The organism is Candidatus Tisiphia endosymbiont of Dascillus cervinus (genome assembly GCF_964026405.1).
Taxonomy (GTDB): Bacteria; Pseudomonadota; Alphaproteobacteria; order Rickettsiales; family Rickettsiaceae; genus Tisiphia.
Genome location: NZ_OZ032146.1, coordinates 129,685 through 154,225, shown reverse-complemented (window position 1 = coordinate 154,225; position 24,541 = coordinate 129,685). Strand labels below are relative to the sequence as shown.

The window sequence follows — 24,541 nt, the reverse complement described above, 5'->3', positions numbered from 1 at the left end:
TCATAATAAATAAAAGTAAAAAAATAAATTATATAGTATCATAGGAAACCCTAAAATATTACACACCAAATTTGTAAATTGATTTATCAATTTTTCAAAGCATTTGAGTATATAACCTAACATGCTGCAAAATTTTCTTTGCAGCCTCACTAGCAGGAAGGAGTGTAACATCAAGCTCAAATAAATTAGGATGAGAAATTTGAATCAAAGGATATTTTGGATAAACATCTTGTATATCGATTGATTTGTAACGAAGCAGCCTATCTAGTTGTTGAATTCTCATAATATTTTCTTCTTCTGAAATCAATAATTTTACAGGAATAAATGTTGATTTATGGTTTGATGCTAGCTGTTGTACTTGATTAAAAAGCTTATGATCACCATCAATCTCATAGAGACAATTAGTAAGAACATAGTTATTATAAGTTTCTTGGCTTAGAAAATTAAAAATACCATCTCGTATATGTTTAATTGTATCCCAAGCAAATTCTGGAATAGGAGTCAACCCATCATAATTTAGAAGTGAGAAAATAGGATTATTGATATGCTGGTTGTCACATATGCTGTAGCCAGCTTTTGCTATTTCCTTCGCTATAGTATACTTGCCAGTCCCTGGTTTACCTATTAGGTAGATAACGGTAGTCATTTTGTTTAATCTCACTAAAAGCTAACTATACTAATTTTATTTATGTTAAACTCTAAAAACTTAGACATTGATTTATTAATTTTTCAAAGCATTTGAGTATATATTACATTAATTACAACATCACCATTCTTTAATACTTGATTTGTTGATGAAAATTGCTCAACAAATTCTATGGTGCGAGCAGACGTAACGTTTTTGAGATCTATTATTAACTCATCAGAAAGTTTTTCTCCTATAATTTCTAGTATCTCAATATCAGCTTTGACTGACAAATTCTTTTCTGCTTTAGCTTTCCTAACCAAGTCTAGTATTTCAATAAGTCTATCAGGCTGAATTTGATCTACCGGAAAAGATAAATTTTTGATTTGAGGCCAGTTGCCCCTTGTATGTATAGATTTTGTACTATACAAAATTTGCCAAATTTCTTCTGTTATATGTGGAAGGAAAGGAGCTAATAATTTAAGCAAGATTTTTATAGAATGATATAAGGTTATTATGGCACTATACTGCCCTTTATTATCTGAACCATCCATATTATAAGCTCGGGTTTTAGTTATCTCGAGGTAATTATCACAAAATACTGACCAAAAAAACTTTTCTATCAAATCCACAGCATTGGCATACTCATAATTTTGCATATCTGATTCAATTTTTCTTACTAACTCAACTAGTTTAACTATTAACCACTGGTCAAACTTATGACAAATCTTGCTTTCTATATCAGATATTTCAGCATTTTTATCTAGTGAGTCTAATTTATTGAAGTGAATAGCAGCAAATTTAGCAGCGTTCCATAATTTATTAACAAGCCTCTTGCCATTTTTCATTACGTCTTCAGAGTAAACAGTGTCTGCCCCAAGCTTAGATTTAGAAGTCCAATAACGCGTTACATCAGCACCGTATTGCTCAAGCAATTTTTGTGGTACAATAATATTCCCTTTAGATTTTGACATTTTGCTACGATCGAATGCAAGACACCATCCACTAATCATGATGTTTTTCCAAGGTAGGGTATTTTCATGCAATTGCGCTTTAAGTATTGTGTAAAAAGCCCATGTCCTAATAATTTCATGAGCTTGCGGGCGTAAATCAGCTGGAAATAATTTATGGTGACGCTCAGCATCTATATTAAACTTTTTAGATATACCGTGACTACTTAATTGCGGCGAGATGGCACTAGTAGCCCAAGTATCCATAACGTCATAATCTGGCTCTACCTCTTCTCGTGAATAGCCAATTGGTAAATCTTGGGTGGGGTCTACTGGTAGTTGGGTTATATCTGGAAAGATAGCTTTGCCTACTTCACCAATTCTTTTAGAATACCAAACAGGGAATGGTACACCAAAATAGCGTTGACGACTTATACACCAATCCCATGATAGGCTATTTATCCAGTTCTCAAGCCTAATTTTCATATTTTGGGGATACCAATTAATCTCATTTGCTCGTTGCATTAAAATGTCTTTATGTTTTATCGTACGAACAAACCATTGAGGTGTTGTAAGTATTTCTAGTGGTGCCCCTGAACGTTCAGCACATTTTACTGTTTGAGTAATTTCTACTTGTTTAATTAATAAATTTTTCTCTTTTAAGATTTCAATAATTTTACTTCTGGCATCTTTTATTTTTAAGCCATTTATCTGATTATAAGAAGATGAATTTGATAATTCGGCTGGGAAATCTATCGCACCTTTTTTATCTATAATAATCTTCATAGGTAAATTATGTGTTCTCCACCAAGTTATGTCGGTTACGTCACCAAAAGTACAGCACATAACAAGCCCAGTTCCTTTATCTATTTGCACTAAATCATCTGCTAAAATAGGTACTTTAATATCAAATAGCGGTGTTATGGCAAATTGCCCTTGCAAATGTTTGTATCTATCATCATTTGGGTTATAAAATACCGCAACGCACGCTGCTAACAATTCTGGTCTAGTGGTAGCAATAATAATCTTCTCACCCTTATTAGTTTGGAAAATTATGTCATTCATCATTGAGGTTTTTTCTTGATCTTCGATATCAGCCTGAGCCAAAGCTGTTTGATCAACTGTATCCCACAATATTGGTTGATTATTGCGGTAAATTTCTCCTTTATCGACTAAGTCTAAAAATGACATTTGTGATATTTTTCGTGATAACGGATTAATTGTTTGATACTCTAAGGTCCAATCAACCGATAAAGCCATTTGATTAAATAATGAACGAAACTTTTCTTCTTCAGAAATAACGACTTCTTTACATATTTCAATAAATTGCTCTCTTGCCATACTAGCTGCTTTTAGCTGTTTTTGTTTTTCAACTAAACGTTCGGTAGGCAAACCATTATCATCAAAACCGATTGGATAAAAAATATTTTTACCTAACATCCGTTTAAAACGGATAATAAAATCCGCCTGAGTATAACTGTAAACATGTCCTATATGCAAATGTCCTGAGACTGTTGGTGGCGGAGTATCTACTATAAAACTATTTTCTCTTGTTTCATTTTTATCCCAAAGATAAATTTTTTGTTCTTGCCAAAATTTTTGCCATTTTCTTTCGCTTTCACTAAAGCTATAATCTTTTGGAAATGCTATCATAATAATATCCTAATTATATAGGGAGTGTTGCTAACTAACCTGAATTCGATATATAGCTAACTTAGTATTACGCCGTCATTACGAGGAGACCAAAGGTCGACGAAGCAACCCATATCTCATCATTGATTGCTTCGTTGCCACTAAAGTGGCTTCTCGCTAATAGACGTTTGTGAGTTTGGTATAATACTAATCGGGTTAGCTATAACGAGTTATGCCAAATTCGGTCATATTTGTGAATATAGCAGATTTTTATGTTCCACTAATAGCTATTATCATTATTTTTGTGGTATTGCTCATTTTTTTAACCAAGATATATTATAATTAATAGTGATGCCAAATAAATTTTTTCTGAGCCTTAAATTAATGAGACTGCAAAGTCCTACTGGCTATCTGTTACTATTTTTCTCAACATGCTTTGGGGTACTTCTTACCAATATTGCAATTTATAATTTAGTAAAATTATTATCATTATTTTTTATCGGAAGTATCATTACTAGGGGAGCTGGTTGCATTCTTAACGATATTTTTGATAAAGATTTTGATAAGCATGTTTTACGAACAAAAAACAGACCTTTGGCGAATGGATCATTGAATGTAAGTGACGCGATGATTTTATTAACTATATTATCAATTATTTCCCTGACCATGTTATTGTCATTAAATAAAACAGCAATTTGCTTAGGGTTCTTTTCCTTTATCTTGATCGTTTTATATCCGCTAATGAAGAGAATTACTTTCTTTCCACAAATATTTCTAGGGTTAACATTTAATGGAGTTTTAATTGGTAATAGTGCGGTAATTGATAAAATATCACTAGAAGCTGTTATTATGTATATTGCCTGCTGTTTTTGGACTATCGGTTATGACATTATTTATGGTTTTATGGATATAAAGGACGATAAGAAGATTAAGATCAAGTCAATGCCACTTTTTTTAGAAAAGAGAAATTATAAATTACATTTATATGTTTACTATACCATCTTCATATTATTATTCATACTTGCTAACATTATAGCAACCCATCGACCTAACTATATAGTTATTCTCTGTGCTTATATAATGCTAACTTGGCAGGTAGTAACACTAGAAATCTCAGACCCACAAAATTGTCTTACTAGGTTTAAAAATAATAATTACGTTGGTTTAATCTTGGCTTTAGGTGCATTAGATTTGAATAATTAAATAATTGTGCTGATGTTCCCAACTTAACTCTACCCCTTAATTATCAAGGCTTCTTCAAGCAATTTTTTCTGTTGCTCATTATGTATGATCGGTGAGCCAACTGCTGGTGAAGCAGACTCATTCCTACCAACATATACAAATTGATTATTAATTGATGCATTTTTTAGGCTCTCATTTAAGTGATCTTTAACAAAATTCCATGCCCCCATATTTTTGGGTTCTTCTTGACACCAAATAAACTCTTTAGCTTTATTATATTTACCTAATATTTTAACGATAAAATCCGTTTTAAACGGATATAACTGTTCGAGTCTAATAATCACAATATCTAAAATATTCTTTTCTTCTCTTTTTTCTAATAAATCATAGTAGACTTTACCACTACATAATATAATTCGTTTCACTTCCTTGGCATTTATAGCATCATTAATTTCGTCTAGTACAGGTATAAAGCTCGTATTCTTATCAAGCTGGGAGAGAGGTGATACAACCATTTTATGTCTTAATAAAGATTTTGGTGACATTACTATTAGTGGTTTACGAATATTACTGTATATTTGACGACGTAATAAATGAAAAAATGAAGATGGCGTCGTAGGATATGTAACTTGCATATTATTTTCAGCAGCAAGCTGCAAGAACCTCTCGAGTCTTGCAGAGCTATGCTCTGGACCTTGTCCTTCAAGTCCATGTGGTAGTAGTACTACTATACCGCTCATCCTGAGCCATTTGCTTTCACTACTGGAAATGAATTGGTCGAAAATTATTTGAGCTCCGTTAGCAAAATCACCAAATTGAGCTTCCCAAATTACTAAATCTTTTGGATTAACTAATGAATAACCATACTCAAAACCTAAAACTGCATATTCAGATAAATTACTGTCAGCAATTTCAAAATTTGCTTGCCCAAAATTTTCTTGGTTTTGCGATAAATTATTTAATGGTGTATAAGTTCTATCATCCACCTGACTATGTAACACTGAATGACGGTGAGAGAAAGTGCCACGCCCACAATCTTGACCAGTAAAACGTATTCTAGTGCCTGAATTTAATAAACTAGCAAAGGCTAACTGTTCTGCAGTTGCCCAATCAATAGGTCTATCTTGCTTTAAGGTATTTTCTCTTAATTCAAATAATTTTGCAAGTTTGGGATTTAAAGGAAAATCTTTTGGTATCTGACAAAGCTTTATACCAAGTTCTTTTAAGGTATTTTTGTTAACACCAGTAGAGAGCATTTGAGCATTTGATCTAGTATAACTAGACCATAAACCTTCTAAAAACTGAGCTTGCGGTTGATAATTTTTGGCTTGTTCATATTCTTGATCTAATTTCAGTTTAAATTGTTCTTTTAATGTAAGAAAATAATTTTGGTCAATTATTCCACCTGCTACTAGTTTATTTGCAAAAATAGTTGCCGGGGATTGCTTATTTTTTATTACATTATACATAACAGCTTGAGTATACATAGGTTCATCACCTTCATTATGACCATATTTACGATAACAAATGATCTCAACTACTATGTCTCTAGCAAATTTATACCGATAATTCACTGCAATATTGGTAGCCTTGATCACTGATTCAATATCATCACCATTTACATGTAGTATTGGACTATTAATTATCTTAGCAAATTCAGTAGAATATCTACCTGGTCTAGTGTCATAACTATTCGCTGTAAATCCAAGCTGATTATTAATGACAAAGTGAATAATCCCGCCAACATTATAAGGCTTTAGATCCGACATAAATAAACTCTCAGCTACTACACCCTGACCACAAAAAGCACTATCACCATGAACCAAAATACCCATTACTTTCTTACGATTAGTATCTTGAATGCTATCCTGTTTTGCTCGTACTTTACCAGCTACTACCGGATTCACCGCTTCTAAATGCGATGGATTATCTGCCATAGAAAGATGTACCTTAACCCCCTCTCTTATCTGATCTGATGAATAGCCAATATGATACTTCACATCACCTGAAACACCTAAATCGGTTGGCAATATACTACCTGTTATAAATCCAGATAAAATAGCTTTATAAGGTTTAGTCATTACCTTAGCTAGTGTGCTAAGTCTTCCTCGGTGAGCCATACCTATTACTACATCTTCTATTCCATGGATAATAGACATATCTATAGCTTTATCTATAGCCACTACACTTGCCTCTCCACCTTCCACTGAGAAGCGTTTTGCTCCAGGAAATTTGGTATGTAGATATTGTTCAAATCCTTCAATTTCTACTAAGTCTTGCAATATATTCTTCTTGTTTTGTTCTAATTCTAATAGACTCTGGTTATTTTCTATCTGCTCAAAAAACCAAATTTTCTCATCTTCATTGGTCACATGAGCAAGTTCTACGGCAATATCTTTAGTATAAGTTTGATCAAGTAAATTAACTAATTCCTTAAGTGAACATGCTTTTATTCCAAAAAATTCATCATCAATTTCTATAATATTATTCAACTGATCTGTGGTAAAACCAAAATCTTCTATATTAAGTCTCAACTCATTTTTAGTCTTAAGAACTTCAAGATTCAAGGGATCTAGCTTGACTAAATAATGTCCATAATTACGGTAGCTGGCAATCATTGCTTTTGCTCTGAGCTTGTTAGTTGCAGCAGAAAATTCCGTAACATACGGCAGAGGTTTTTCTTGAGGTGAAGTAATAACATGAGCAATAGTTTTATTAACTTGGTAACTATTATTATTCTCAATATTTTGGAAATAATTTTGCCAGCTTTCATCAACTGCTTTATGATCTGATAAATATAGCTGATATAGTTCTTCTATAAAAACAGCATTACTACCAAATAAAAAACTAGTTTGTTTTAAATTCTTATCCATAAACTCCTATTCCTGATTAGTAAAAAACCTAGATAGCATTCCCCGTGGGGAATGTTATCGTTCTTGGTCTTGTAAGTATCATTTCCAATTTTCCAAATCATGTGAGTATATACAATTACGTTACTTCTGTATTATTAATTCTTTCTAAACAGATTCTTTCAGTAACTGTCTTTAATTCTTCTACCCGGTTGATAAGATAAAGTAATTGTTCTTTACTAATTTTATAGTGTTTATCATATCTTGCACCAACATAAGCATTTAGGAGTAACTTAAAGCACTCTTCTTGTTCAAGGGTCTCAAGTGGAAATATCTTGTAGAGGTCATAATGATAAATTCTAGCCTGCTTGTTAAGTTCCAGTATATCATGTAACTTTGGTTTATAACCAGTAGAAACTAGCAGAACAGCATTATAAAAGCTCTCGGTAGCTTGATGAAGTGAAAAGGCTGATAAAGCATTTTCATTATTTTCAAGATAAGCATTTACGCCAATAAGAAATCCTTTACCTCTTCCAAACCAATATTCATATTCTTCCTTAGCTAGTGGTCTTCGTTCCGACCATGGTAATTTTTTGGCTTCAGATAATATAAATTCACCACTATCATATAAAAGAACTCCTTCTTTCTTGATATCACAAAAGAAATACTGACCTTTTTCCAATTGGCTATTTACCCGCTTAATAGGCTCAAATATCAGGGTAACTGACTGCCTTTTTATCATGGTATCTATAGTAATTGGAAATTTTTTATCGAGCCTTTTTTCTATCGTATATTGTAATTCTCTAGCTTGATGACCTGCATATTTGCCTTTCTTTAAAATCAACAAAAGATCAAAATCACTTTGATAGCTGTAGGTAATATGCTCTTGCTGATATATGTCTTGTACCCAATCGCCTCTAGCATAAGAACCAAATAAAATAATCATCGCTATTTTTGATTTGCCTACGTCTAGAATTTCTTTAACAATATTGTCTAGTTTTTCTTTAATAACTAGTGATCGGCTAGGTAAGGTAGTTTTCATAAAGCTATTTTTTTGTCTTAGATCAACTATATAGCAAATAATTAAATAATCAACAATAATTTAATCGTAGACTGTAAAATAATTTAAAATTACAATCAATAATTGTGCATGTCATAATCAGCAATAATAATACCATTTCCCAAAACTAAATTGCTACTCGGAGTACGAGTGTCAAGCACCGGAGCGGAGATCATGAAGTACGACGACGTGATGATTAGTTTTCGGAAATGGTATAATATATATAATCAATTGATGAGAAGTAGGTAGTGCCGTCTTCGATCGCTCCTGCTACCCAATCTTCCTGAATTGACTATAGCTTTTTTACCGCAGTTTTAGCGAGGATAAACCAATTAGAGCAAATATTATGGCTATAATCCAAAAACGTATCACAACTTTTGATTCCGGCCAGCCATGTTTCTCAAAATGATGGTGCAGCGGGGCCATTTTGAAAATTCTTTTACCATTAGTAGCTTTAAAATAATATACTTGGATAATTACTGATAAAGTTTCAATAACAAATAATCCGCCAATAATTGCTAGTACAATTTCATGTTTAGTTATAACGCTAATAACACCAAGAACGCCACCAAGACTTAGGCTTCCAGTATCCCCCATAAAAATTTCTGCTGGCTGAGCATTAAACCATAAAAATCCTAAGCTAGCACCAACAATTGAAGCACAGAAGATAGTTAATTCAGAAATATTTGGTATATATATAATTTGTAGATAATTTGCATAAAAACTATTACCGACCAAGTAAATAATTAAGGTAAAAGAAGCTGCAGTAATAGCAATAGGTACTATAGCAAGACCATCAAGACCATCTGTTAGATTCACCGCATTTGATGCACCAACTATCACAAACATGCTAAATGGTATATAAAACAAACCTAAATCAATCAATAAATTTTTAAAAAATGGAATAGTTAGCAGATTGTTTCCTTGACTATTGGAATCTCTTAATAGTAAACAGGCAATTAGACAAATAGTGAACTGAAATAATAATTTCTTCTTTCCGCTAACGCCTTTATGGTGGTTTTTTGTTACTTTAGCATAATCATCCATAAAACCAAGTACACCAAAACTAACAAAGACAAATAATACTATCCATATATATTTATTAGTAAGGTCAGAGAATAATAGAGTGGAAAGACAAACGGTGAAGAGAATCATTATCCCCCCCATAGTTGGTGTTCCTACTTTTGTTTTATGCGTTTCTGGTCCGTCGTCACGAATTGGTTGACCATATTTTTGTAAATTTTGTAAAAATCTAATTAACCTAGGTCCTATTAGAAAAGAAATGGTCAGACTAAATAATATGGCAAGTCCAATACGAAAAGTAATATAGTGAAATAAATTTGCTATATGTAATTTATGTATATGGGGAGCAAGAAGGTTGTATATCATTGTAGCAATTCAAAAGATTGTATAATTTTACTAAGTTGGATACTGTTCGATCCTTTTAGTAAGAGCAATTCATTGCCTTTAAGTAATTTATTTAAGTTTTCTATCAACAAATCAACATTATCAAAATGCATTTTTTCTATGTCATTTGGCAAAGAGTCGTATATATGTTTGGTAAGATTACCTACTAAAAAAACCCTCTTAGTACCGGAGTCAATAATTGCTGGTATTAAGTCTTTATGGAATTTTATGGAATTTTCTCCCAATTCTAGCATATCACCTAGTATAGCAACTTTTTTCTGTCCACTAAGCTGTTTTAGATATAATAAAGCAGCTTTTACTGATGCTGGATTAGCATTATAATAATCACAGATGATTTGATAGTTCTGACCATTATATTTAGCGTTGACTAGTTTACCACGTCCTTCAGTTAATGATATTTTGTTTAATTGTGTTGCTGCAGCATTAATATCTAAGTTCAGTATTGCTGCCACCTGAAGAGCGGCAGTATAATTTCTAGCATAATGTTCCGGTACAAAAGGAATTTGTATATCTATTTTAGTGTTACAGATAGAATAATGTAGACGTACTTCTTGTCCAATATGCTCATATGATATTAATCTAGAATCTGTGCCTTCAGACTTACCAAAACTATATATATTATTAATCGATAATTGTTTAAAATTCTGTAAAATTCGGTCATAATATTGATGATCTGAATTTACAACAGCTATGCCATTTTTTGGCATTCCTTCAAAAATTTCACATTTGGCATCAACCAAACTAAGCATAGATTCAAAAAATTCAAGATGAGCTTCCGCTATTGTAGTGATTACTGATATATTAGGTCGTACCATTTTTGTCAGTTCTCTTATTTCTCCTAAATGATTCATACCCATTTCAAAAACAGCATATTCTATACCATCAGGCATCGAAGCAAGATTTATAGGCACGCCAAGGTGGTTATTAAAATTTCCTCTGCTAGCAAAAGTAGGTCCAAAATAACTTAATATAGTTTTGATTGCTTCCTTAGTACCCGTTTTACCAATACTACCGGTAACACCAATAAACTTTGCTTGAGATTTCTTCCGTTTATACTCTGCCATCTGATGCAAAGCACCTAAGGTATCAGATACCTTAATTGCTTTGGTCTCAGGCAACCCCTCTATTTCTTGGCTAATAATTACCGCATTTGCCCCACGTTCTAGAGCATGTAATGCATAATTATGTCCATCACTAGCCCCTTTAAGAGCAATGAACAAATCACCATCTGTAACGGAATTAGAATTGAACTGAATTTGTCTGCCATGAATATCAGGATGTAGTTCAATATTCAATGCACTACTTAAGTCTTTTGCTGACCAAATCATCATTTTCTCAAATATAATCAGTTTTTCCTAGCTTTGCATGACAGCTGCAACTTCGTCTGCAAAATTCTTATCTTCTTGCTTTATGCCTGCACCTAGTTCATATCTTATAAATTGTGTAATTTTAATCGAAGTTCCTAATTCCTTTGCAGCGTTATCCATAACTTCAGAAACTGTTAATTTATCATCAAATAAAAAGTTTTGTTCAAGCAGAACAACTTCTGCTAGGAACTTACGTATTCTACCTTCAACCATTTTTTCAATGATATTGTCCGGTTTACCGGAAGCTTTTGATTGTTCAAAAAATATATTTCTTTCGCGTTCAATTAATGTTTGATCCAAACTTGATGCATCAAGGCTATAAGAATTACTTGCCGCTATATGGGTAGCAATTTTCTGTCCTAATTCTAGAAGCTTAGCTTTATCTTTGGTAGTTGATTGTAAACCAACAATGACAGAAATCTTACCTAGACCATCAGCAACGGTATTATGTACATAAGATGCAATCACACCTTCTGATACCCGTAAAACATCCATACGACGTAGATTTAAATTTTCACCAATTGTAGCAATATTGTCTAATATTTCTTCTTCAACTGATCTACCTGTTGATGTTTTTGCTAATTTTAGTGATGGTAAATTATCTTGTGTCAAAGCTAGTTCAGCAATATTCCTAACCAATTGCTGAAACTTATCGTTTCTTGCAACAAAATCTGTTTCCGAATTTACTTCTATAATAGCCCCAACATTATCTTTAATGCTTATTGCTGTTAGTCCTTCAGCAGCAATTCTATCTGCTTTTTTTGCTGCAGCTGATAATCCTTTTTTTCTTAACCAATCAATAGCTGCTTCAAAATCTCCCTTTGCTTCAAGCAAAGCCTTCTTGCAGTCCATCATTCCTGCAGCAGTTTTCTCTCTTAATTGTTTTACAAGTTCAGCATTTATCATTTTACTCTCCTTTATTTAAGGTTTATAGTTATTTTTATTGGATTGAGGAGTAGTATACTCAAGTATAACTTCAAGAATTGGTGTTCCTGCGACCTAGCATCCCTACACCTTCAATAGACCTCCTTCGAAACTCTACTTCTGCTGGTGATTTGTACGTCGATGCGGTACTCGAATCCGTAACGGAATTAGAGTACGCTGCGGTTCGAGGTGAAGCGTCTCCTTCAAATCCCTCAGCACAAGCGAGTTTCGAAAGAGGTCTAATGTCATCCCAGCCTAGACTGGGATATAAAATGTCCAAAGCACCATTCCTGTCTGTTTCTTTAGATTCCGCACTGAAGTAGGAATGACATCGAAGGGGAATCAGGGATAGCATCAACCCTAACAGGAATAACATCGAGGCTACTTAATTAAGTTAATACCCCCATAAGTACTAGTTATTTTGTTGTTGCAGCAACTTCTGCAAGCTCTAAAGCTGTCTCAAACTCTGACTCTAGTGCTTCTTGATTATTTAGATCTAGAGTCTTAGAAAATTTCTTGGTTGATTTTAACTTAGTAACACCTTTTATATTTGTACCTTTTTCTTCATGAGTAGCTATGCTTCCTAAATCAACACCAGATGCAGCTAAAGCCTCTTCTATACCGGCAAGTACGGCATCAGCAAACAAGGTGCAATAGAGTCTTATAGATCTTATTGCATCATCATTACCGGGAACAGGGTGGTCTATATTATCTGGATTGGAATTAGTGTCAACAATAGCAATTATTGGAATACCTAACTTTACTGCTTCTTGGATTGCTAAATGCTCCTTATTAGTATCAATTACCACAAGCAAATTGGGTCTTGTCCCAATATGTCTAATACCCCCTAAGGATTTAAGTAATTTATCCTTTTTACGGGTCATTTCCAGTATTTCTTTCTTAGTATAACCGGAATATTCCTCTTCATCCCCCAAAACTTTCTCAAGATTATCCAGCTTTTTTATTGAGCCAGAAATTGTCCCCCAATTAGTTAACATACCACCAAGCCATCTGTGGTTAACGTAATATTGCCCACATTTCTCTGCATACTCAGCTACTATATCACTGGCTTGAACTTTAGTACTGACAAATAATATTTTACCGTTTTTCTTGACAGTCTCATAAATTACACCCAAAGCTACCTGCATTAGAGCAGCAGTTTGTTGTAAGTCAATTACGTGAATATCATCTCTTACACCATAAATGTAAGATGCCATTTTTGGATTCCAACGTGAGGTTTTATGACCAAAATGCACCCCAGCATCAAGTAAATCTCTGACATTAACAGCTTGTAGTTTAGACATTATTAAATCTCCTTAAAATGTTAGTTATGTACCTACATATTATAGGTACTCCTCCGCAAGAGTTGATACCAAAGAAATTGGACTAACAACTAGGCTCTTACGTGTGAATTTTGCTTTAATATTAATAAGCAAAGCTTATTATATATTTGATCAACATATTTGCAAGGGTTATGTTGAACGTAATATTCTTAATTAAACTTTTCTCCAACTAGTTGATCCATCTAGTTTGTCTTCTAGAATTATGCCATCTTTTGATAAATTTTGACGAATTTGGTCAGCTAGTAACCAATTTTTTTGTAATTTAGCTTGCCTACGTTGCTCAATATGTTGGAGAATCGGTTCATCATTTATTTCACAGTAAAACCACCTACTAGCTGGTTGGGTCATTAGACCTATAAAATTGCTGCATGAAAGTAAGTAAGAGGCATATAAGTATTTATCATCTTCTTTGTTACTTGCAAAGATCAGTTTAGCATAATCGTTTATTACTTTAATGGCTAGAGGTGTATTCATATCATCGAATAAGTGAGATAAAAATTCTTCTGGAATGTTCTGAACGTCAAGTTTGTTAATGTCTAAATTTTCTATCGCTCTATACCAATAATTTATGGTTTTTGTAGCATCTTCTAGAGCTTTATTGTTGTAATCTAATGGTTTACGGTAGTGGCTACTCAGTAACAGTAATCTAACTACGCTACCAGGGATTTTTTTATCTATCAAGTCTTTTACAGTAATAAAATTATTAAGCGATTTACTCATTTTCTCACCATTGCAGGTCAGAAATCCATTATGCACCCAATATTTAGCAAAGTGAGAGTTCGGGAAAGCACATGTACTTTGTGCTATCTCATTAGTATGATGAGGAAAAATTAAATCTGCCCCTCCACCATGAATGTCAAAATTTTCTCCGAGATATTTATAGCTCATCGCTGAACATTCTATATGCCAGCCTGGTCTACCTCTTCCCCAAGGACTATTGAAATTTGCCAATATTTCTTCATCTTTACCAGCTGGCTTCCATAATACAAAATCATGTGATTGCTTTTTTGATGGATTATTTTCAATACGCACTCCCTCTAGCATTTCATCAAGATTACGATTTGATAATTTTGTATAATTCGGGGCGGTAGAAATATCGAAATAAACGTGATTATCTGCGATATAAGCGTGATTTAGGTCAAGTAATTTTTGAATAATCACAATCATGTCATCAATATGCATGGTGGCTTTTGGCTCGATATTTGGCGTTTTGCAACCTAGATATTGCATATTAGCATGAAATTCTTCGGTGATTCTAACTGTTAAGTCAGAAATCGTTATTTTGAGTTCTTTGGCTCTATTTATTATCTTATCATCAACATCGGTAATATTACGCACATATTTTATATGATTTTGACCAAATATTTTGCTTAGTGAGCGGTATAAAATATCGTATACTACTACGGACCTAGCGTTACCAATATGGGGATGATCGTAGACAGTTGGTCCGCAAACATACATTTTTATTAAATTACTATCTAGCGGTACGAAAACTTCTTTCTTGTGAGTAAGTGTGTTATGTAATAATAATTTCATGTTTTTTAATCATAATCAATAATAGACCTCTTTCGAAACTCGCTTGTGCTGAGGGATTTGAAGGAGACGCTTCACCTCTAACCGCAGCGTACTCTGGTTCCGTTACGGATTCGAGTACTGCATCGACGTATAAATCACCAGCAGAAGTAGAGTTTCGAAAGAGGTCTAATGTCATTTTACAACTAATTTTTATGGATATCTACCTAGAATGTCAATTCAAAGAAATTATTTTGAAAAACTAAAGAAACTACCGATTACTTTAATTATTCTTATTAGTGTGATTTGTAGCATTGGTTTTGTTGTACTGTATTCCGCTTCAGATAGTAATATTCACCCTTGGGCGTATAAGCAGATGATGCATTTTCTCCTGTTTTTACCAGTTGTGATTATTATTGCAACCATTGATATAAAATATATATTTAAGTTTTCATACATATTTTATATTGCTATTATTATCTTATTAGTTAGTGTTGAGCTTTTTGGCTCTATTTCTATGGGAGCAAAGCGTTGGATAGATTTAGGAGTTATCCGTGTTCAGCCTTCTGAACCAACAAAACTAGCATTAGTGTTAATGTTAGCTAGGTATTTTCATCAACTAAAAATTGAGAACTGTGCTAGATTTTACAGGATATTATTGCCTATAATAGGTGTGATAGTACCAGTTATACTGATAATAAAAGAACCGGATCTAGGTACTGGAGTGATTAATATCATTATTGCTAGTATTATTTTTTTTGCTGCTGGTTTTAGAGTGAGAAATTTTGTGATAATTGGTATTATAGTCCTTACTTGCATACCAGTTATGTGGCAAGTGATGCATGATTACCAAAGAAAACGAATCATGGTTTTTTTTGATCCTGAAAAAGATCCTCTTGGAGCTGGATATAACATTATTCAATCAAAAATCGCTATTGGTTCTGGTGGGTTGTGGGGCAAGGGGCTAGCTAAAGGTAGCCAAAGCCATCTAGATTTTTTACCAGAGCATCAGACCGATTTTATCTTTGCTACTTTTTCTGAAGAATTTGGTTTTGTTGGTAGTTTGTTTCTGTTAATTCTTTATTCTGCAATTATAATAATTTCATTAATGATTGCTGTGAATTGTAGGGCTATATTTAGTAAACTGATGGTAATAGGCATAACATCAATCCTATTTAGTCATGTATTTATAAATATAGCTATGGTAATGGGATTATTGCCAGTGGTAGGTGTGCCTTTACCTTTTATATCTTACGGCGGTACAATGATGGTATCAATGCTTATTGGTTTTGGATTAATAATGAATGCTCAGGTACACCAGCATAGTAATATTTCTTAAATAGACCTCTTGCATAATACCACTTCTGTTGGTAATTTGTACGTGCTGCCGGTATCTGCTCATCACATACATTTGAGTACGCTGCAGGTTGAGGTTTCAAGTCGCCTTTAAATTCCTCAGCATAAACGAATTCTGTAAAAGTTCTATTTATTTTTTATAGATAAAATAAGAAAATACTGGACCATAGTCAAAAGATTTGTTATAAGAAACCTAGTCTATATAAAGGCAAATGTTCCTCGGTAGCTCAGTGGTAGAGCAAACGGCTGTTAACCGTTCGGTCGCTGGTTCGAGTCCGGCCCGGGGAGCCATTCAAGACTAGTAGTAGTTTTTTCGGATATATCAAACGGGAGTATTTTAGTAAGCTACTTTATCTCTTGAAATCATAGCAGTGTATTACTCAAACTTAGTTCTTTTTGTAAATTTTTCCATAAAAACTGATCTGATTGAACTAATTTAATCAATTTATCTAGGGCTACTTTATCTTCATTACCATTTCCATGGATTAGTACTATGTCACCATCTTTAACTGTCTCATGTTCAGGAAGCTTATGTATCCACGCACTTGCACCTAATTGTATTAGCCCATAAGAAGTTAATATATCTAATATTTCTTGACTGGCTACTAACCCAGGAAATCTAAAAAATGGAGAGGGTAATTCGCCCCTTTCAATTAGCAAGTGTTCGGTTTGTAATATTTCATTTTCTATATCAGTATTTGGTAGTAATAAAAAATTGTCTGTAAAATCTTTATCAGGGTAGAAAATATGACTAAAACTATGATTAACCCACGTGATTTTATATTTTGGGTTGGAAGAGTTTGTAACCACATAAAGTCTTCTAGATGTGTTGCTATCCATAAACCACTTACAGCTATTAATAGGTTTATTTCTTGACTTCTTTTAGCAGTTTTTAAAATTGCATCAAATAAATTATGTTCTAACATTTTTATTGATGGACACATATCTATGGATAAAAAACATCCTTTGACTCCTGGAATATTCTTGAGTCCTTGATTCTCTCTACTATCTTTTATATTATTAAAATAATACAATGATCTATAATATACAGAAGATTCAAGTTCCTTTAATGAGAAATATCTGCCATATTGATCACTCTTACGGTAAGCACATAAGTTCTGAGCGACTATCTTAACTTCTAGAGTATTAATATTAACTATTACAAAATAGTCCTCATTACTACTTTTAAATGACCGAATTACAATAAATGACTGATTATTAAATATGCATGGTATATGAGATGTTTTTTTGTAATTAAAGATTAACTTATTTGTTTGTTGCATAAACCTCTTTTTCTTATTACATATTGGAAATTAGGTACAAACTTATAACACTAAAACCTCACTGTTTCATGACTTAGTATAATCCCATGATAGACCATATGTTCCTGAATATCACGATAACTGTTATTGAACCTATGATATAACCATACTGTATGACTGATAATACTAACTGGAAAACGATGTCTCTTTGGAGGTTTATTGATGTACATAAATATAAGTAATAGATTACGTGATTATTATGAAACCATTCTATAAATATATACTATCTATTATGCAATCCAAATTATTTTTTAGCTTAACTTGACGATGCCATTATGAATGTTTACAAAAATTTTCAAATAACTGCTTGCATAAAGTGAGAATGTAGTATATCAGGAGTTTCGCACTTTATATAATTAAGAAACAGTTAAAAGTAATTTAATATTTTATGATATTGCATATTTTATATGTTACACTTTGTGCAACCAAGCTAACTTTTTTGTCCAGTAGTGTGACTAAATATATGTTCCGCTCACTCGCCCCGCATTTTCAAATCACCTGAATTCGATGTAACAAGTTACACTTCTCCAAATCATTCGAGTATACACATAATAAAACCTTGATTGCAAAGGCAGCCCCATAGTACCCTACATTTTTTATATAACCACTATTAAAATGGCTACTGATCGTCTATTAGCGAGGAGTCGCGAAAAAGCGGCAACGCGGCAATCTAGGATACGCGAAGCGTTACTCTAAAAAAACAGCTTAGCTGTTTACCTAGATCGCCACGGCATCTAAAGAGCCTTGCTATGACGATTATAGAAAAATGTAGGGTACTATGAGGCAGCCCCTACACCACATGGAATGTTGAACTAGGATATAATACTCCTATACTCAGCAAAGCATGTGAACTTAGGGTTTACTTGGTTTTTGTTGGAGTATTTTGATCAGTCTGTTGATCTAACTGTTGATTTGACTGTTCTTGTTTCAAAAGCTTACTTTTTTCCTCTATTGAATTAAGAAAGAAATAAGTAAACGTTAGAAACCCAACCAAAAGTGGGATAACGACAAATATAATTGCCTTTAATTTTCTAGCCGATTCTTCACGATCTAAGCGGTTTTCTCTTTCTTCTTCTGTTTCTTCAATCTTTTCTGTTTCAACATTTAATTCGTTAGTAATAATTTCTGAATTTAAATTGTCTTTTAACATTTGTATAACCTATTAATTCTATAGTTAAGAAAGATTTTAATAAACCCTAGCATAGTTGTTTGAGTCTTACAAGTAATAATATAAAATTAATTTATAAATATCTAAAAAAATCGTTAAATCATTAAAATAATAATAATTAAGTTAATTTAAGTAATTATTTTACAACACAAGGTATTTGTGATAAGATTTTATGAGTTGATAAATCCAGTATGTTCATAATTGTATTTGGTAACAAACCTAAATAAATTATTGCTACACAAAGCGGCATAATTGCAAGTATCTCATAAAGATATAGATCTTTAAAACTTATAACCTGATTATTAGTAATTTGTCCTAGCATTACTTCCTTATAAAGTTTTAGCATATAAACAGCTCCAAGAATAATGCCAACACTACTTATAATAGCTGCTACTACATTAGCTTGATAAATACCTACCAAACTTAAAAATTCTCCTATAAAACCGCTAGTGCCTGGTAAACCTATAGAGCCAAGCATGGCAATCATGAAAAAGGTGGCAAGTATTGGCATTTTATTTGCCACTCCACCATATTTGTCTATCTCCTTAGTATGCAATCTATCGTACAAAGTACCAATTATCAAAAACAAAGCAGATGCCACAGTACCATGACTAATCATTTGATATACGGCTCCCTTAATCCCAGCTTCTGTTAAGCTAAAAATCCCTCCAGTCACATAGCCCATATGAGCTATCGATGAATAAGCTATCATCTTTTTCATGTCTCTTTGAGTCAGTGCTACTAGTGAACCATATATTACAGCAAAAATACTCAGCACTAATACATAAAATGCAAATTCTTTTGATATATTTGGAAACATTGGTAATGATACACGTAAAAACCCATATGCTCCAAGTTTTAACAATATACCAGCCAAAATGACAGATCCAGCAGTTGGTGCTTGTACGTGTGCATCAGGAAGCCACGTATGGAACGGCAGCATAGGAACTTTCACTGCGAAGGCTATAAAGATTGCCCACCATAAAACCCTCTGCACCGGTAATGTTAATGAAGGTACTAATTCATTTAGATCAAGCATATTAAAACTATGAACTTGGCTATAAATATATATGAGTGACAATAAGAAAAATACCGACCCCAAAAAAGTATAGAGGAAGAATTTTACAGCAGCATAAACTTTATTTTCGCCTCCCCAAATTCCTATAATTATATACATAGGGATCAATATTACTTCAAAAAATAAGTAAAATAATAGTAAATTCATTGAGCAGAAAGCCCCAATGCAAAAAGACTCAATTAATAAAAAACAAAATAAGAATTCTTTGATATATTTTTTGACGGTAAATAAGCTAGCTATAATACAGATAAGGGTTAAAAAGCTTGTCAGAACAATAAAGAATATTGAAATTCCGTCAACTCCAATGTGGAATTCAAGACCTATAGATTGAATCCAACTATAGCATTCTACAAATTGATAAAGTTTTGATGTATTATCAAATTGAACTAATAAATAAATAGTAGATATTAGGGTTAGGATAGAGCTTAAAACTGCGACATACATCGCATAAACTTGTTTATTTTGGGCTTGCTTATTTACTGACCTACTTTGGTTGATAAATAGCAGAATATATAATGCACTTACTAAAGGCAAAAAAATACTTATTGATAAGATCGGTAACCCGGACATTTTAAGCTCTAATAATCAAATTAACTCCGATAACTTTAGCGTTTATTAGAATATACAAAACTAATATCTCTTGAACCACGCTCAATTGCTGCTGCTACCTTTAGAGTATTATATTCATCAAGGGCTTTTCCTATTACTTGCATGCCAAGAGGCAAACCTCTAGAAGATAATGCAGCAGGTACAGAGCAACAAGGAAGACCGGCAAGACTAGCTGGAATAGTAAATAAATCGTTTAAATACATTGTCACAGGATTATCTTGTTTCTCACCTAAGTTAAAAGCTTCGGATGGTGCAGATGGCAAAATTATTGCTTCAACTTGTGCAAAAGCTTTCTTGAAATCATCTGAAATCAAGCGTCTTATTTTTTGGGCTTTTAAGTAATAAGCATCCATAAAAGCAGATGAAAGTAAATAAGTACCAATCATAATACGTCTTTTAACTTCAGCACCAAAGCCAGCAGTTCTTGTTTTTTCATACATTTCCTCAATGGATATTCCCTCATTTCCTACCCTGATTCCATATCTTATACCATCATATCTAGATAAATTAGATGAGGTTTCAGCAGGTGCTATAACGTAATATGCAGCTAGAGCATATTTAGAATAGGGTAATGAAATATCAATAATTTCTGCCCCATCATTTTTTAGAATATCAATAGTATGCTGCCACATCTTAATAATATCCGGTTGTATACCATCTTGTTTCATAATATCAAATGGTACACCTATTTTCATGTTTTTTGCACTACTATTACATGCCGATCTTAGCTCTAGTATTTCAGAGTTTATAGAAGTAGAATCCTTTTCATCAAAACCAATCATGGCTTGTAGCATTAAAGCAGTATCTTCAACAGTTCTTGTAAGTACTCCAGCTTGGTCAAGCGAACTGGCAAAAGCAATCATACCATATCTAGAACAACGACCATATGTTGGTTTGAATCCGACAATCCCAGTATAACTGGCAGGTTGGCGAACAGAACCTCCTGTATCACTTCCAAGAGCTGCCATAGCTAAAAAGCTACTGACAGCAGCTGACGAGCCTCCAGAAGACCCACCAGGGACTATCGGAGTTGTAGGTGCATCTATCGCTTTCCAAGGACTAATAACGTTACCAAAATAGCTAGTAATATTAGCCGATCCCATGGCAAATTCATCCATATTAGCCTTACCAAGCATTATTGTACCGTGATCTTGAACATTTTTACTTACAGTAGATTCATATGTTGGTACAAAGTTGCTGAGTATTTTTGAGGCGGCAGTAGTTAGTACTCCTTTTGTACAAAAAAGATCTTTTACAGCAATAGGAATTCCTTCTAAGGGTCTTGCTATTCCATTATGATAATTTTGATCAGCAATTTTAGATTGCTCTAAAGCAATATCTGTAGTTTCAGTAATATAAGCATTTAACTCTTTATGTTTGTCCATTTCTTTAATATGTGCTTTAGTCAGCTCAACACACGAAAATTCTTTATTTTTTAAGGCTTTAAGGGTTTGTGTGATGGTTAATTTTATAATTTCTGACATATTTTACTATACTACTTTTGGTACTACAAAACATTTTACTTCTTTGGCAAGTTCTGCTTTATCATTTGGCAAGTTAGCAAATAATTCATCAGAAATGTCACCATACAATACTTGGTCTTTTCGCATTCTTTGGTGCATATCACAAACAGAAGTAAGTGGTTCAACGTTACTACAGTCTACATCGTTTAAAACGTTGATCATATTCATCATATCAGTTAATTGATGGGCAAAACTGCTTATCTCTTTTTGGGTAAAATTAAACATAGCAAGTTTTGCTATTTTTTGTACTTCTTCATTTGTAATCATTATATACCTTAAATATTATAGTCATTATAGCATGAAATATGTCTGCACTAATAGTTTATGGCTATTTTATGAAAAATATACCTAAGTCATTTAGGTGGCATCTCTTTGAGGAATGACACCTATTTTTAGACTTAAATAGTCAGTATTTCTTGTTCTTTTTGTTTAACATGCAAGTCTACTTTATTACTATACTCATCAGTTAATTTTTGGATTTCTTCTGATAGGTTATGTTGTTCATCTTCAGTTATGATACTGTTTTTTTCTAACTTTTTTAAATCTTCATTACCATCCCTTCTTATATTACGCAAGGCAATTTTAGTATTTTCTCCATATTTGTGAGCAAATTTAACAAGTTCTTTGCGGCGTTCTTCAGTAAGTAACGGTATTGTGATTCTTATTAGCTGTCCATCTGATGATGGGTTTAGACCCAAATTTGTATCTATAATAGCTTTTTCTACAAATTTTACTATAGATTTATCCCACACTTGTACAGTAATAGTTCGTGCATCTGGAGTTGAGAGACTTGCTACTTGCGACAATGGTACTTTATCTCCATATGCTTCAACCAATACAGGGTCAAGTAAGTTAACTGAAGCTCGACTAGTTCTGAGTCCCTTGAGTTCGTGATCTAATACTCTTATCGAACTATCCATTTTTGATTGTAATTCTTTACGTATAGTTGCTTTATCCATACTTTATTCACCTTCTTGAATTTTTGTGTATTCACCTTTTCCTTGCAGTACTTTTGCAAAATTACCTTTCTCTTTAATGGAAAATACCTTGATTGGCAAGTTGTTTTCTCTAGCCACAGCAATAGCAGCAATATCCATAACTTGCAAATTATCTTTTAAAAGATTAGTATAACTTATAGTAGAATATTTCACTGCATTAAGGTTCTTTGTCGGATCTGCATCGTATACACCATTAACCTTAGTACCTTTTAGTAATAAATCACAGCTCATTTCAATTGCTCTTAAAACAGCTGCACTATCAGTAGTACAAAATGGATTACCAGTACCACCGGCAAAAATTACTACTCTACCTTTTTCTATATGTTTTTTTGCTTTACGACGTATATAAGGCTCACAAACACTCATCATAGGGATTGCAGAAAGGACTCTAGTATGAACACCTAAACTTTCCATAATATTTTGTAGAGTAAGTGCGTTTATTACCGTGCCAAGCATGCCAATATAATCACCAGCAGCTCTTTCCATGCCAAATAAGACATCAGTGCCACGATAAATATTACCACCGCCGACGACTACACATACTTCTATTCCAAGATCAATTGCTTCCTTTATATCTTCAGCAATTCCTAAGATTATAGAGTACTCATGACCAAATTGTTTGTTGCCCATTAAGGCTTCGCCAGAAACTTTTAACAAGACTCGTTTATATTTCAAAGAGGACATAAATTAAATTCTTGATTTTATAAATTTTCTATGTAAACCCTAAATATACTCTCGATGTACCCCCATTCGGGATAGGAATTAACTAATTCTTATCCCGAATTCACATGATGTCATTCCCGCGAAGGCAGAAATCTATAGTATTTAATAGCCTTTTATGCTATTTTGATCCCTATTTCAAGAGTAGTTTGCTAAGTTTATTTTAGTTAACATAGTATCTGCCCTTTTTTCAAATGCATCAACCATTTTTTCAGTAGCATCAGTAAAAAATATATTAACTAACTTGTCAACTATTGCAAATTTCATCTTAAAATCAATAAAGAACTCTATTTTACTACCACTATCTTCTTGAGAAAATTGCCATAAATTTTTTAAATATTTAAATGGTCCGGAGATTGCCTCTACTTCAATGAAATATCTTTGCTTATTCAAATCATTTGAGTATATAATTCTTGATTGATAATTGTCTGAAAAACCTTTTAGCTGAATTACTAATTCAGCTATAATTTGATTCTCACTCTCTGAGATGATTCTAGCCGCCCTACACCATGGTAAGAATTCAGGATATGACTTTACGTCAAGAACTAAGTGAAATAATTCTTGTACATTATATGGTAGGATTTTGGCTTGATGAAAACTTGGCATAAATTCTTTAAAAATCAGTTACTCTACCTTTATGCTGCCAATCTCCGTGGGTAGTGGGTTCTTGACCTTTAAAACCACCTATTTCCTTTGGCTTTTCTTTTTCATCTTTTATGGTAGTGTCTTTTTTGTTATCCATAAATGTACTAGTTTCCTCTTGCAATAATTACGTATTTGTATAGCTAGGAGTCTGTCGAAGATAACTAATTAATTATCTCCGACAGACTCCTAGTGTTGTATCATTGTAATCAATTTTTGTATTTAGTATATTCTATATTGCAGTTTTTTCAAC

At 33.0% G+C, this 24,541-nt stretch carries 22 protein-coding genes and 1 tRNA gene; 3 read left to right on the top strand and 20 right to left on the bottom strand.

The genetic code is table 11. The annotated features are described in order from the left end of the window. Nucleotides 1-94: 94 nt before the first annotated feature. Together AAGD19_RS00715 and AAGD19_RS00710 are read right to left on the bottom strand one after the other, a co-directional pair. Entirely contained in the window at nucleotides 95-646 is a 552-nt protein-coding gene (locus tag AAGD19_RS00715; RefSeq protein WP_341747901.1) for a hypothetical protein, read from the bottom strand. An 83-nt stretch (nucleotides 647-729) separates the two neighbouring features. After that, nucleotides 730-3,228, bottom strand: a complete 2,499-nt coding sequence (locus tag AAGD19_RS00710) for a valine--tRNA ligase (RefSeq protein WP_341747900.1) — start codon at nucleotides 3,226-3,228, stop codon at nucleotides 730-732. 324 nt (nucleotides 3,229-3,552) lie between these two features. Between AAGD19_RS00710 and ubiA the strand changes: the two genes are divergently transcribed. After that, on the top strand, nucleotides 3,553-4,410 hold the full coding sequence (gene ubiA, locus AAGD19_RS00705) for a 4-hydroxybenzoate octaprenyltransferase (protein WP_341748405.1): 858 nt from the start codon (nucleotides 3,553-3,555) through the stop codon (nucleotides 4,408-4,410). 29 nt (nucleotides 4,411-4,439) lie between these two features. Here the strand turns inward: ubiA and AAGD19_RS00700 are convergent, their stop codons facing one another. From AAGD19_RS00700 to cysS, 8 genes are all read right to left on the bottom strand, one after another. After that, a complete protein-coding gene (locus AAGD19_RS00700; protein WP_341747899.1) occupies nucleotides 4,440-7,262 on the bottom strand; it encodes a 2-oxoglutarate dehydrogenase E1 component in 2,823 nt (940 codons plus the stop codon). Nucleotides 7,263-7,377: 115 nt separating this feature from the next. Continuing rightward, nucleotides 7,378-8,280 (bottom strand): HEPN domain-containing protein, encoded by a 903-nt coding sequence (locus AAGD19_RS00695; RefSeq protein ID WP_341747898.1) that lies wholly within the window; start codon nucleotides 8,278-8,280, stop codon nucleotides 7,378-7,380. Nucleotides 8,281-8,601: 321 nt separating this feature from the next. Further along, nucleotides 8,602-9,687: a phospho-N-acetylmuramoyl-pentapeptide-transferase gene (mraY, locus tag AAGD19_RS00690; protein ID WP_341747897.1), complete on the bottom strand. Its 1,086-nt coding sequence runs from the start codon at nucleotides 9,685-9,687 to the stop codon at nucleotides 8,602-8,604. Continuing rightward, a complete protein-coding gene (locus AAGD19_RS00685; protein WP_341748404.1) occupies nucleotides 9,684-11,054 on the bottom strand; it encodes a UDP-N-acetylmuramoyl-tripeptide--D-alanyl-D-alanine ligase in 1,371 nt (456 codons plus the stop codon). Before AAGD19_RS00685 ends, mraY begins: the two co-directional genes overlap by 4 nt. A gap of 27 nt (nucleotides 11,055-11,081) precedes the next feature. Beyond that, nucleotides 11,082-11,999, bottom strand: a complete 918-nt coding sequence (gene tsf, locus AAGD19_RS00680; protein ID WP_341747896.1) for a translation elongation factor Ts — start codon at nucleotides 11,997-11,999, stop codon at nucleotides 11,082-11,084. Nucleotides 12,000-12,069: 70 nt separating this feature from the next. Then, nucleotides 12,070-12,297: a palindromic element RPE1 domain-containing protein gene (locus AAGD19_RS00675; RefSeq protein WP_341747895.1), complete on the bottom strand. Its 228-nt coding sequence runs from the start codon at nucleotides 12,295-12,297 to the stop codon at nucleotides 12,070-12,072. 136 nt (nucleotides 12,298-12,433) lie between these two features. Continuing rightward, nucleotides 12,434-13,321, bottom strand: coding sequence for a 30S ribosomal protein S2 (gene rpsB, locus AAGD19_RS00670; RefSeq protein WP_341747894.1), 888 nt, complete (start codon nucleotides 13,319-13,321; stop codon nucleotides 12,434-12,436). A 192-nt stretch (nucleotides 13,322-13,513) separates the two neighbouring features. Then, nucleotides 13,514-14,896, bottom strand: a complete 1,383-nt coding sequence (cysS, locus tag AAGD19_RS00665; RefSeq protein ID WP_341747893.1) for a cysteine--tRNA ligase — start codon at nucleotides 14,894-14,896, stop codon at nucleotides 13,514-13,516. 214 nt (nucleotides 14,897-15,110) lie between these two features. Here cysS and rodA point away from each other — a divergent pair, with 214 nt between their 5' ends. Together rodA and AAGD19_RS00650 are read left to right on the top strand one after the other, a co-directional pair. Beyond that, entirely contained in the window at nucleotides 15,111-16,211 is a 1,101-nt protein-coding gene (rodA, locus tag AAGD19_RS00655) for a rod shape-determining protein RodA (protein ID WP_341748403.1), read from the top strand. A 233-nt stretch (nucleotides 16,212-16,444) separates the two neighbouring features. After that, a tRNA-Asn gene (locus tag AAGD19_RS00650) sits at nucleotides 16,445-16,519 on the top strand. Between the two features lie 72 nt (nucleotides 16,520-16,591). Here AAGD19_RS00650 and AAGD19_RS00645 read toward each other — a convergent pair. From AAGD19_RS00645 to AAGD19_RS00595, 10 genes are all read right to left on the bottom strand, one after another. Beyond that, on the bottom strand, nucleotides 16,592-16,888 hold the full coding sequence (locus AAGD19_RS00645; RefSeq protein ID WP_341747891.1) for a hypothetical protein: 297 nt from the start codon (nucleotides 16,886-16,888) through the stop codon (nucleotides 16,592-16,594). A 26-nt stretch (nucleotides 16,889-16,914) separates the two neighbouring features. Continuing rightward, nucleotides 16,915-17,511: a hypothetical protein gene (locus AAGD19_RS00640; RefSeq protein ID WP_341747890.1), complete on the bottom strand. Its 597-nt coding sequence runs from the start codon at nucleotides 17,509-17,511 to the stop codon at nucleotides 16,915-16,917. An 898-nt stretch (nucleotides 17,512-18,409) separates the two neighbouring features. Continuing rightward, entirely contained in the window at nucleotides 18,410-18,700 is a 291-nt protein-coding gene (locus AAGD19_RS00630; RefSeq protein WP_341747889.1) for a hypothetical protein, read from the bottom strand. A 154-nt stretch (nucleotides 18,701-18,854) separates the two neighbouring features. After that, entirely contained in the window at nucleotides 18,855-20,366 is a 1,512-nt protein-coding gene (locus AAGD19_RS00625; protein WP_341747888.1) for an NADH-quinone oxidoreductase subunit M, read from the bottom strand. Between the two features lie 35 nt (nucleotides 20,367-20,401). Then, nucleotides 20,402-21,889 carry an Asp-tRNA(Asn)/Glu-tRNA(Gln) amidotransferase subunit GatA gene (gene gatA, locus AAGD19_RS00620; RefSeq protein WP_341747887.1) on the bottom strand — a complete coding sequence of 496 codons (1,488 nt, stop codon included), beginning with the start codon at nucleotides 21,887-21,889 and terminating at the stop codon, nucleotides 20,402-20,404. Between the two features lie 6 nt (nucleotides 21,890-21,895). Beyond that, nucleotides 21,896-22,195, bottom strand: coding sequence for an Asp-tRNA(Asn)/Glu-tRNA(Gln) amidotransferase subunit GatC (gatC, locus tag AAGD19_RS00615; RefSeq protein ID WP_341747886.1), 300 nt, complete (start codon nucleotides 22,193-22,195; stop codon nucleotides 21,896-21,898). A gap of 131 nt (nucleotides 22,196-22,326) precedes the next feature. Continuing rightward, nucleotides 22,327-22,887, bottom strand: coding sequence for a ribosome recycling factor (gene frr / locus AAGD19_RS00610; protein WP_341747885.1), 561 nt, complete (start codon nucleotides 22,885-22,887; stop codon nucleotides 22,327-22,329). Between the two features lie 3 nt (nucleotides 22,888-22,890). Further along, nucleotides 22,891-23,610 carry a UMP kinase gene (pyrH, locus tag AAGD19_RS00605; RefSeq protein ID WP_341747884.1) on the bottom strand — a complete coding sequence of 240 codons (720 nt, stop codon included), beginning with the start codon at nucleotides 23,608-23,610 and terminating at the stop codon, nucleotides 22,891-22,893. Nucleotides 23,611-23,784: 174 nt separating this feature from the next. Then, complete coding sequence (locus tag AAGD19_RS00600; RefSeq protein WP_341747883.1) at nucleotides 23,785-24,252, bottom strand: type II toxin-antitoxin system RatA family toxin; 468 nt, start codon at nucleotides 24,250-24,252, stop codon at nucleotides 23,785-23,787. A gap of 7 nt (nucleotides 24,253-24,259) precedes the next feature. After that, nucleotides 24,260-24,388, bottom strand: coding sequence for a DUF1674 domain-containing protein (locus AAGD19_RS00595; RefSeq protein WP_410520814.1), 129 nt, complete (start codon nucleotides 24,386-24,388; stop codon nucleotides 24,260-24,262). Nucleotides 24,389-24,541: the final 153 nt, after the last annotated feature.

Excerpts from the sequence above, each read along its gene's own strand:
- AAGD19_RS00685 (WP_341748404.1), bottom strand. The coding sequence starts at position 11,054 with ATGATTTGGTCAGCAAAAGACTTAAGTAGTGCATTGAATATTGAACTA.
- mraY (WP_341747897.1), bottom strand. The coding sequence starts at position 9,687 with ATGATATACAACCTTCTTGCTCCCCATATACATAAATTACATATAGCA.
- AAGD19_RS00715 (WP_341747901.1), bottom strand. The coding sequence starts at position 646 with ATGACTACCGTTATCTACCTAATAGGTAAACCAGGGACTGGCAAGTAT.
- AAGD19_RS00695 (WP_341747898.1), bottom strand. The coding sequence starts at position 8,280 with ATGAAAACTACCTTACCTAGCCGATCACTAGTTATTAAAGAAAAACTA.
- rpsB (WP_341747894.1), bottom strand. The coding sequence starts at position 13,321 with ATGTCTAAACTACAAGCTGTTAATGTCAGAGATTTACTTGATGCTGGG.
- frr (WP_341747885.1), bottom strand. The coding sequence starts at position 22,887 with ATGGATAAAGCAACTATACGTAAAGAATTACAATCAAAAATGGATAGT.
- AAGD19_RS00630 (WP_341747889.1), bottom strand. The coding sequence starts at position 18,700 with ATGTTAAAAGACAATTTAAATTCAGAAATTATTACTAACGAATTAAAT.
- pyrH (WP_341747884.1), bottom strand. The coding sequence starts at position 23,610 with ATGTCCTCTTTGAAATATAAACGAGTCTTGTTAAAAGTTTCTGGCGAA.
- AAGD19_RS00710 (WP_341747900.1), bottom strand. The coding sequence starts at position 3,228 with ATGATAGCATTTCCAAAAGATTATAGCTTTAGTGAAAGCGAAAGAAAA.
- AAGD19_RS00625 (WP_341747888.1), bottom strand. The coding sequence starts at position 20,366 with ATGTCCGGGTTACCGATCTTATCAATAAGTATTTTTTTGCCTTTAGTA.
- AAGD19_RS00595 (WP_410520814.1), bottom strand. The coding sequence starts at position 24,388 with ATGGATAACAAAAAAGACACTACCATAAAAGATGAAAAAGAAAAGCCA.
- AAGD19_RS00700 (WP_341747899.1), bottom strand. The coding sequence starts at position 7,262 with ATGGATAAGAATTTAAAACAAACTAGTTTTTTATTTGGTAGTAATGCT.
- AAGD19_RS00600 (WP_341747883.1), bottom strand. The coding sequence starts at position 24,252 with ATGCCAAGTTTTCATCAAGCCAAAATCCTACCATATAATGTACAAGAA.
- gatA (WP_341747887.1), bottom strand. The coding sequence starts at position 21,889 with ATGTCAGAAATTATAAAATTAACCATCACACAAACCCTTAAAGCCTTA.
- gatC (WP_341747886.1), bottom strand. The coding sequence starts at position 22,195 with ATGATTACAAATGAAGAAGTACAAAAAATAGCAAAACTTGCTATGTTT.
- cysS (WP_341747893.1), bottom strand. The coding sequence starts at position 14,896 with ATGAAATTATTATTACATAACACACTTACTCACAAGAAAGAAGTTTTC.
- AAGD19_RS00640 (WP_341747890.1), bottom strand. The coding sequence starts at position 17,511 with ATGCAACAAACAAATAAGTTAATCTTTAATTACAAAAAAACATCTCAT.
- tsf (WP_341747896.1), bottom strand. The coding sequence starts at position 11,999 with ATGATAAATGCTGAACTTGTAAAACAATTAAGAGAGAAAACTGCTGCA.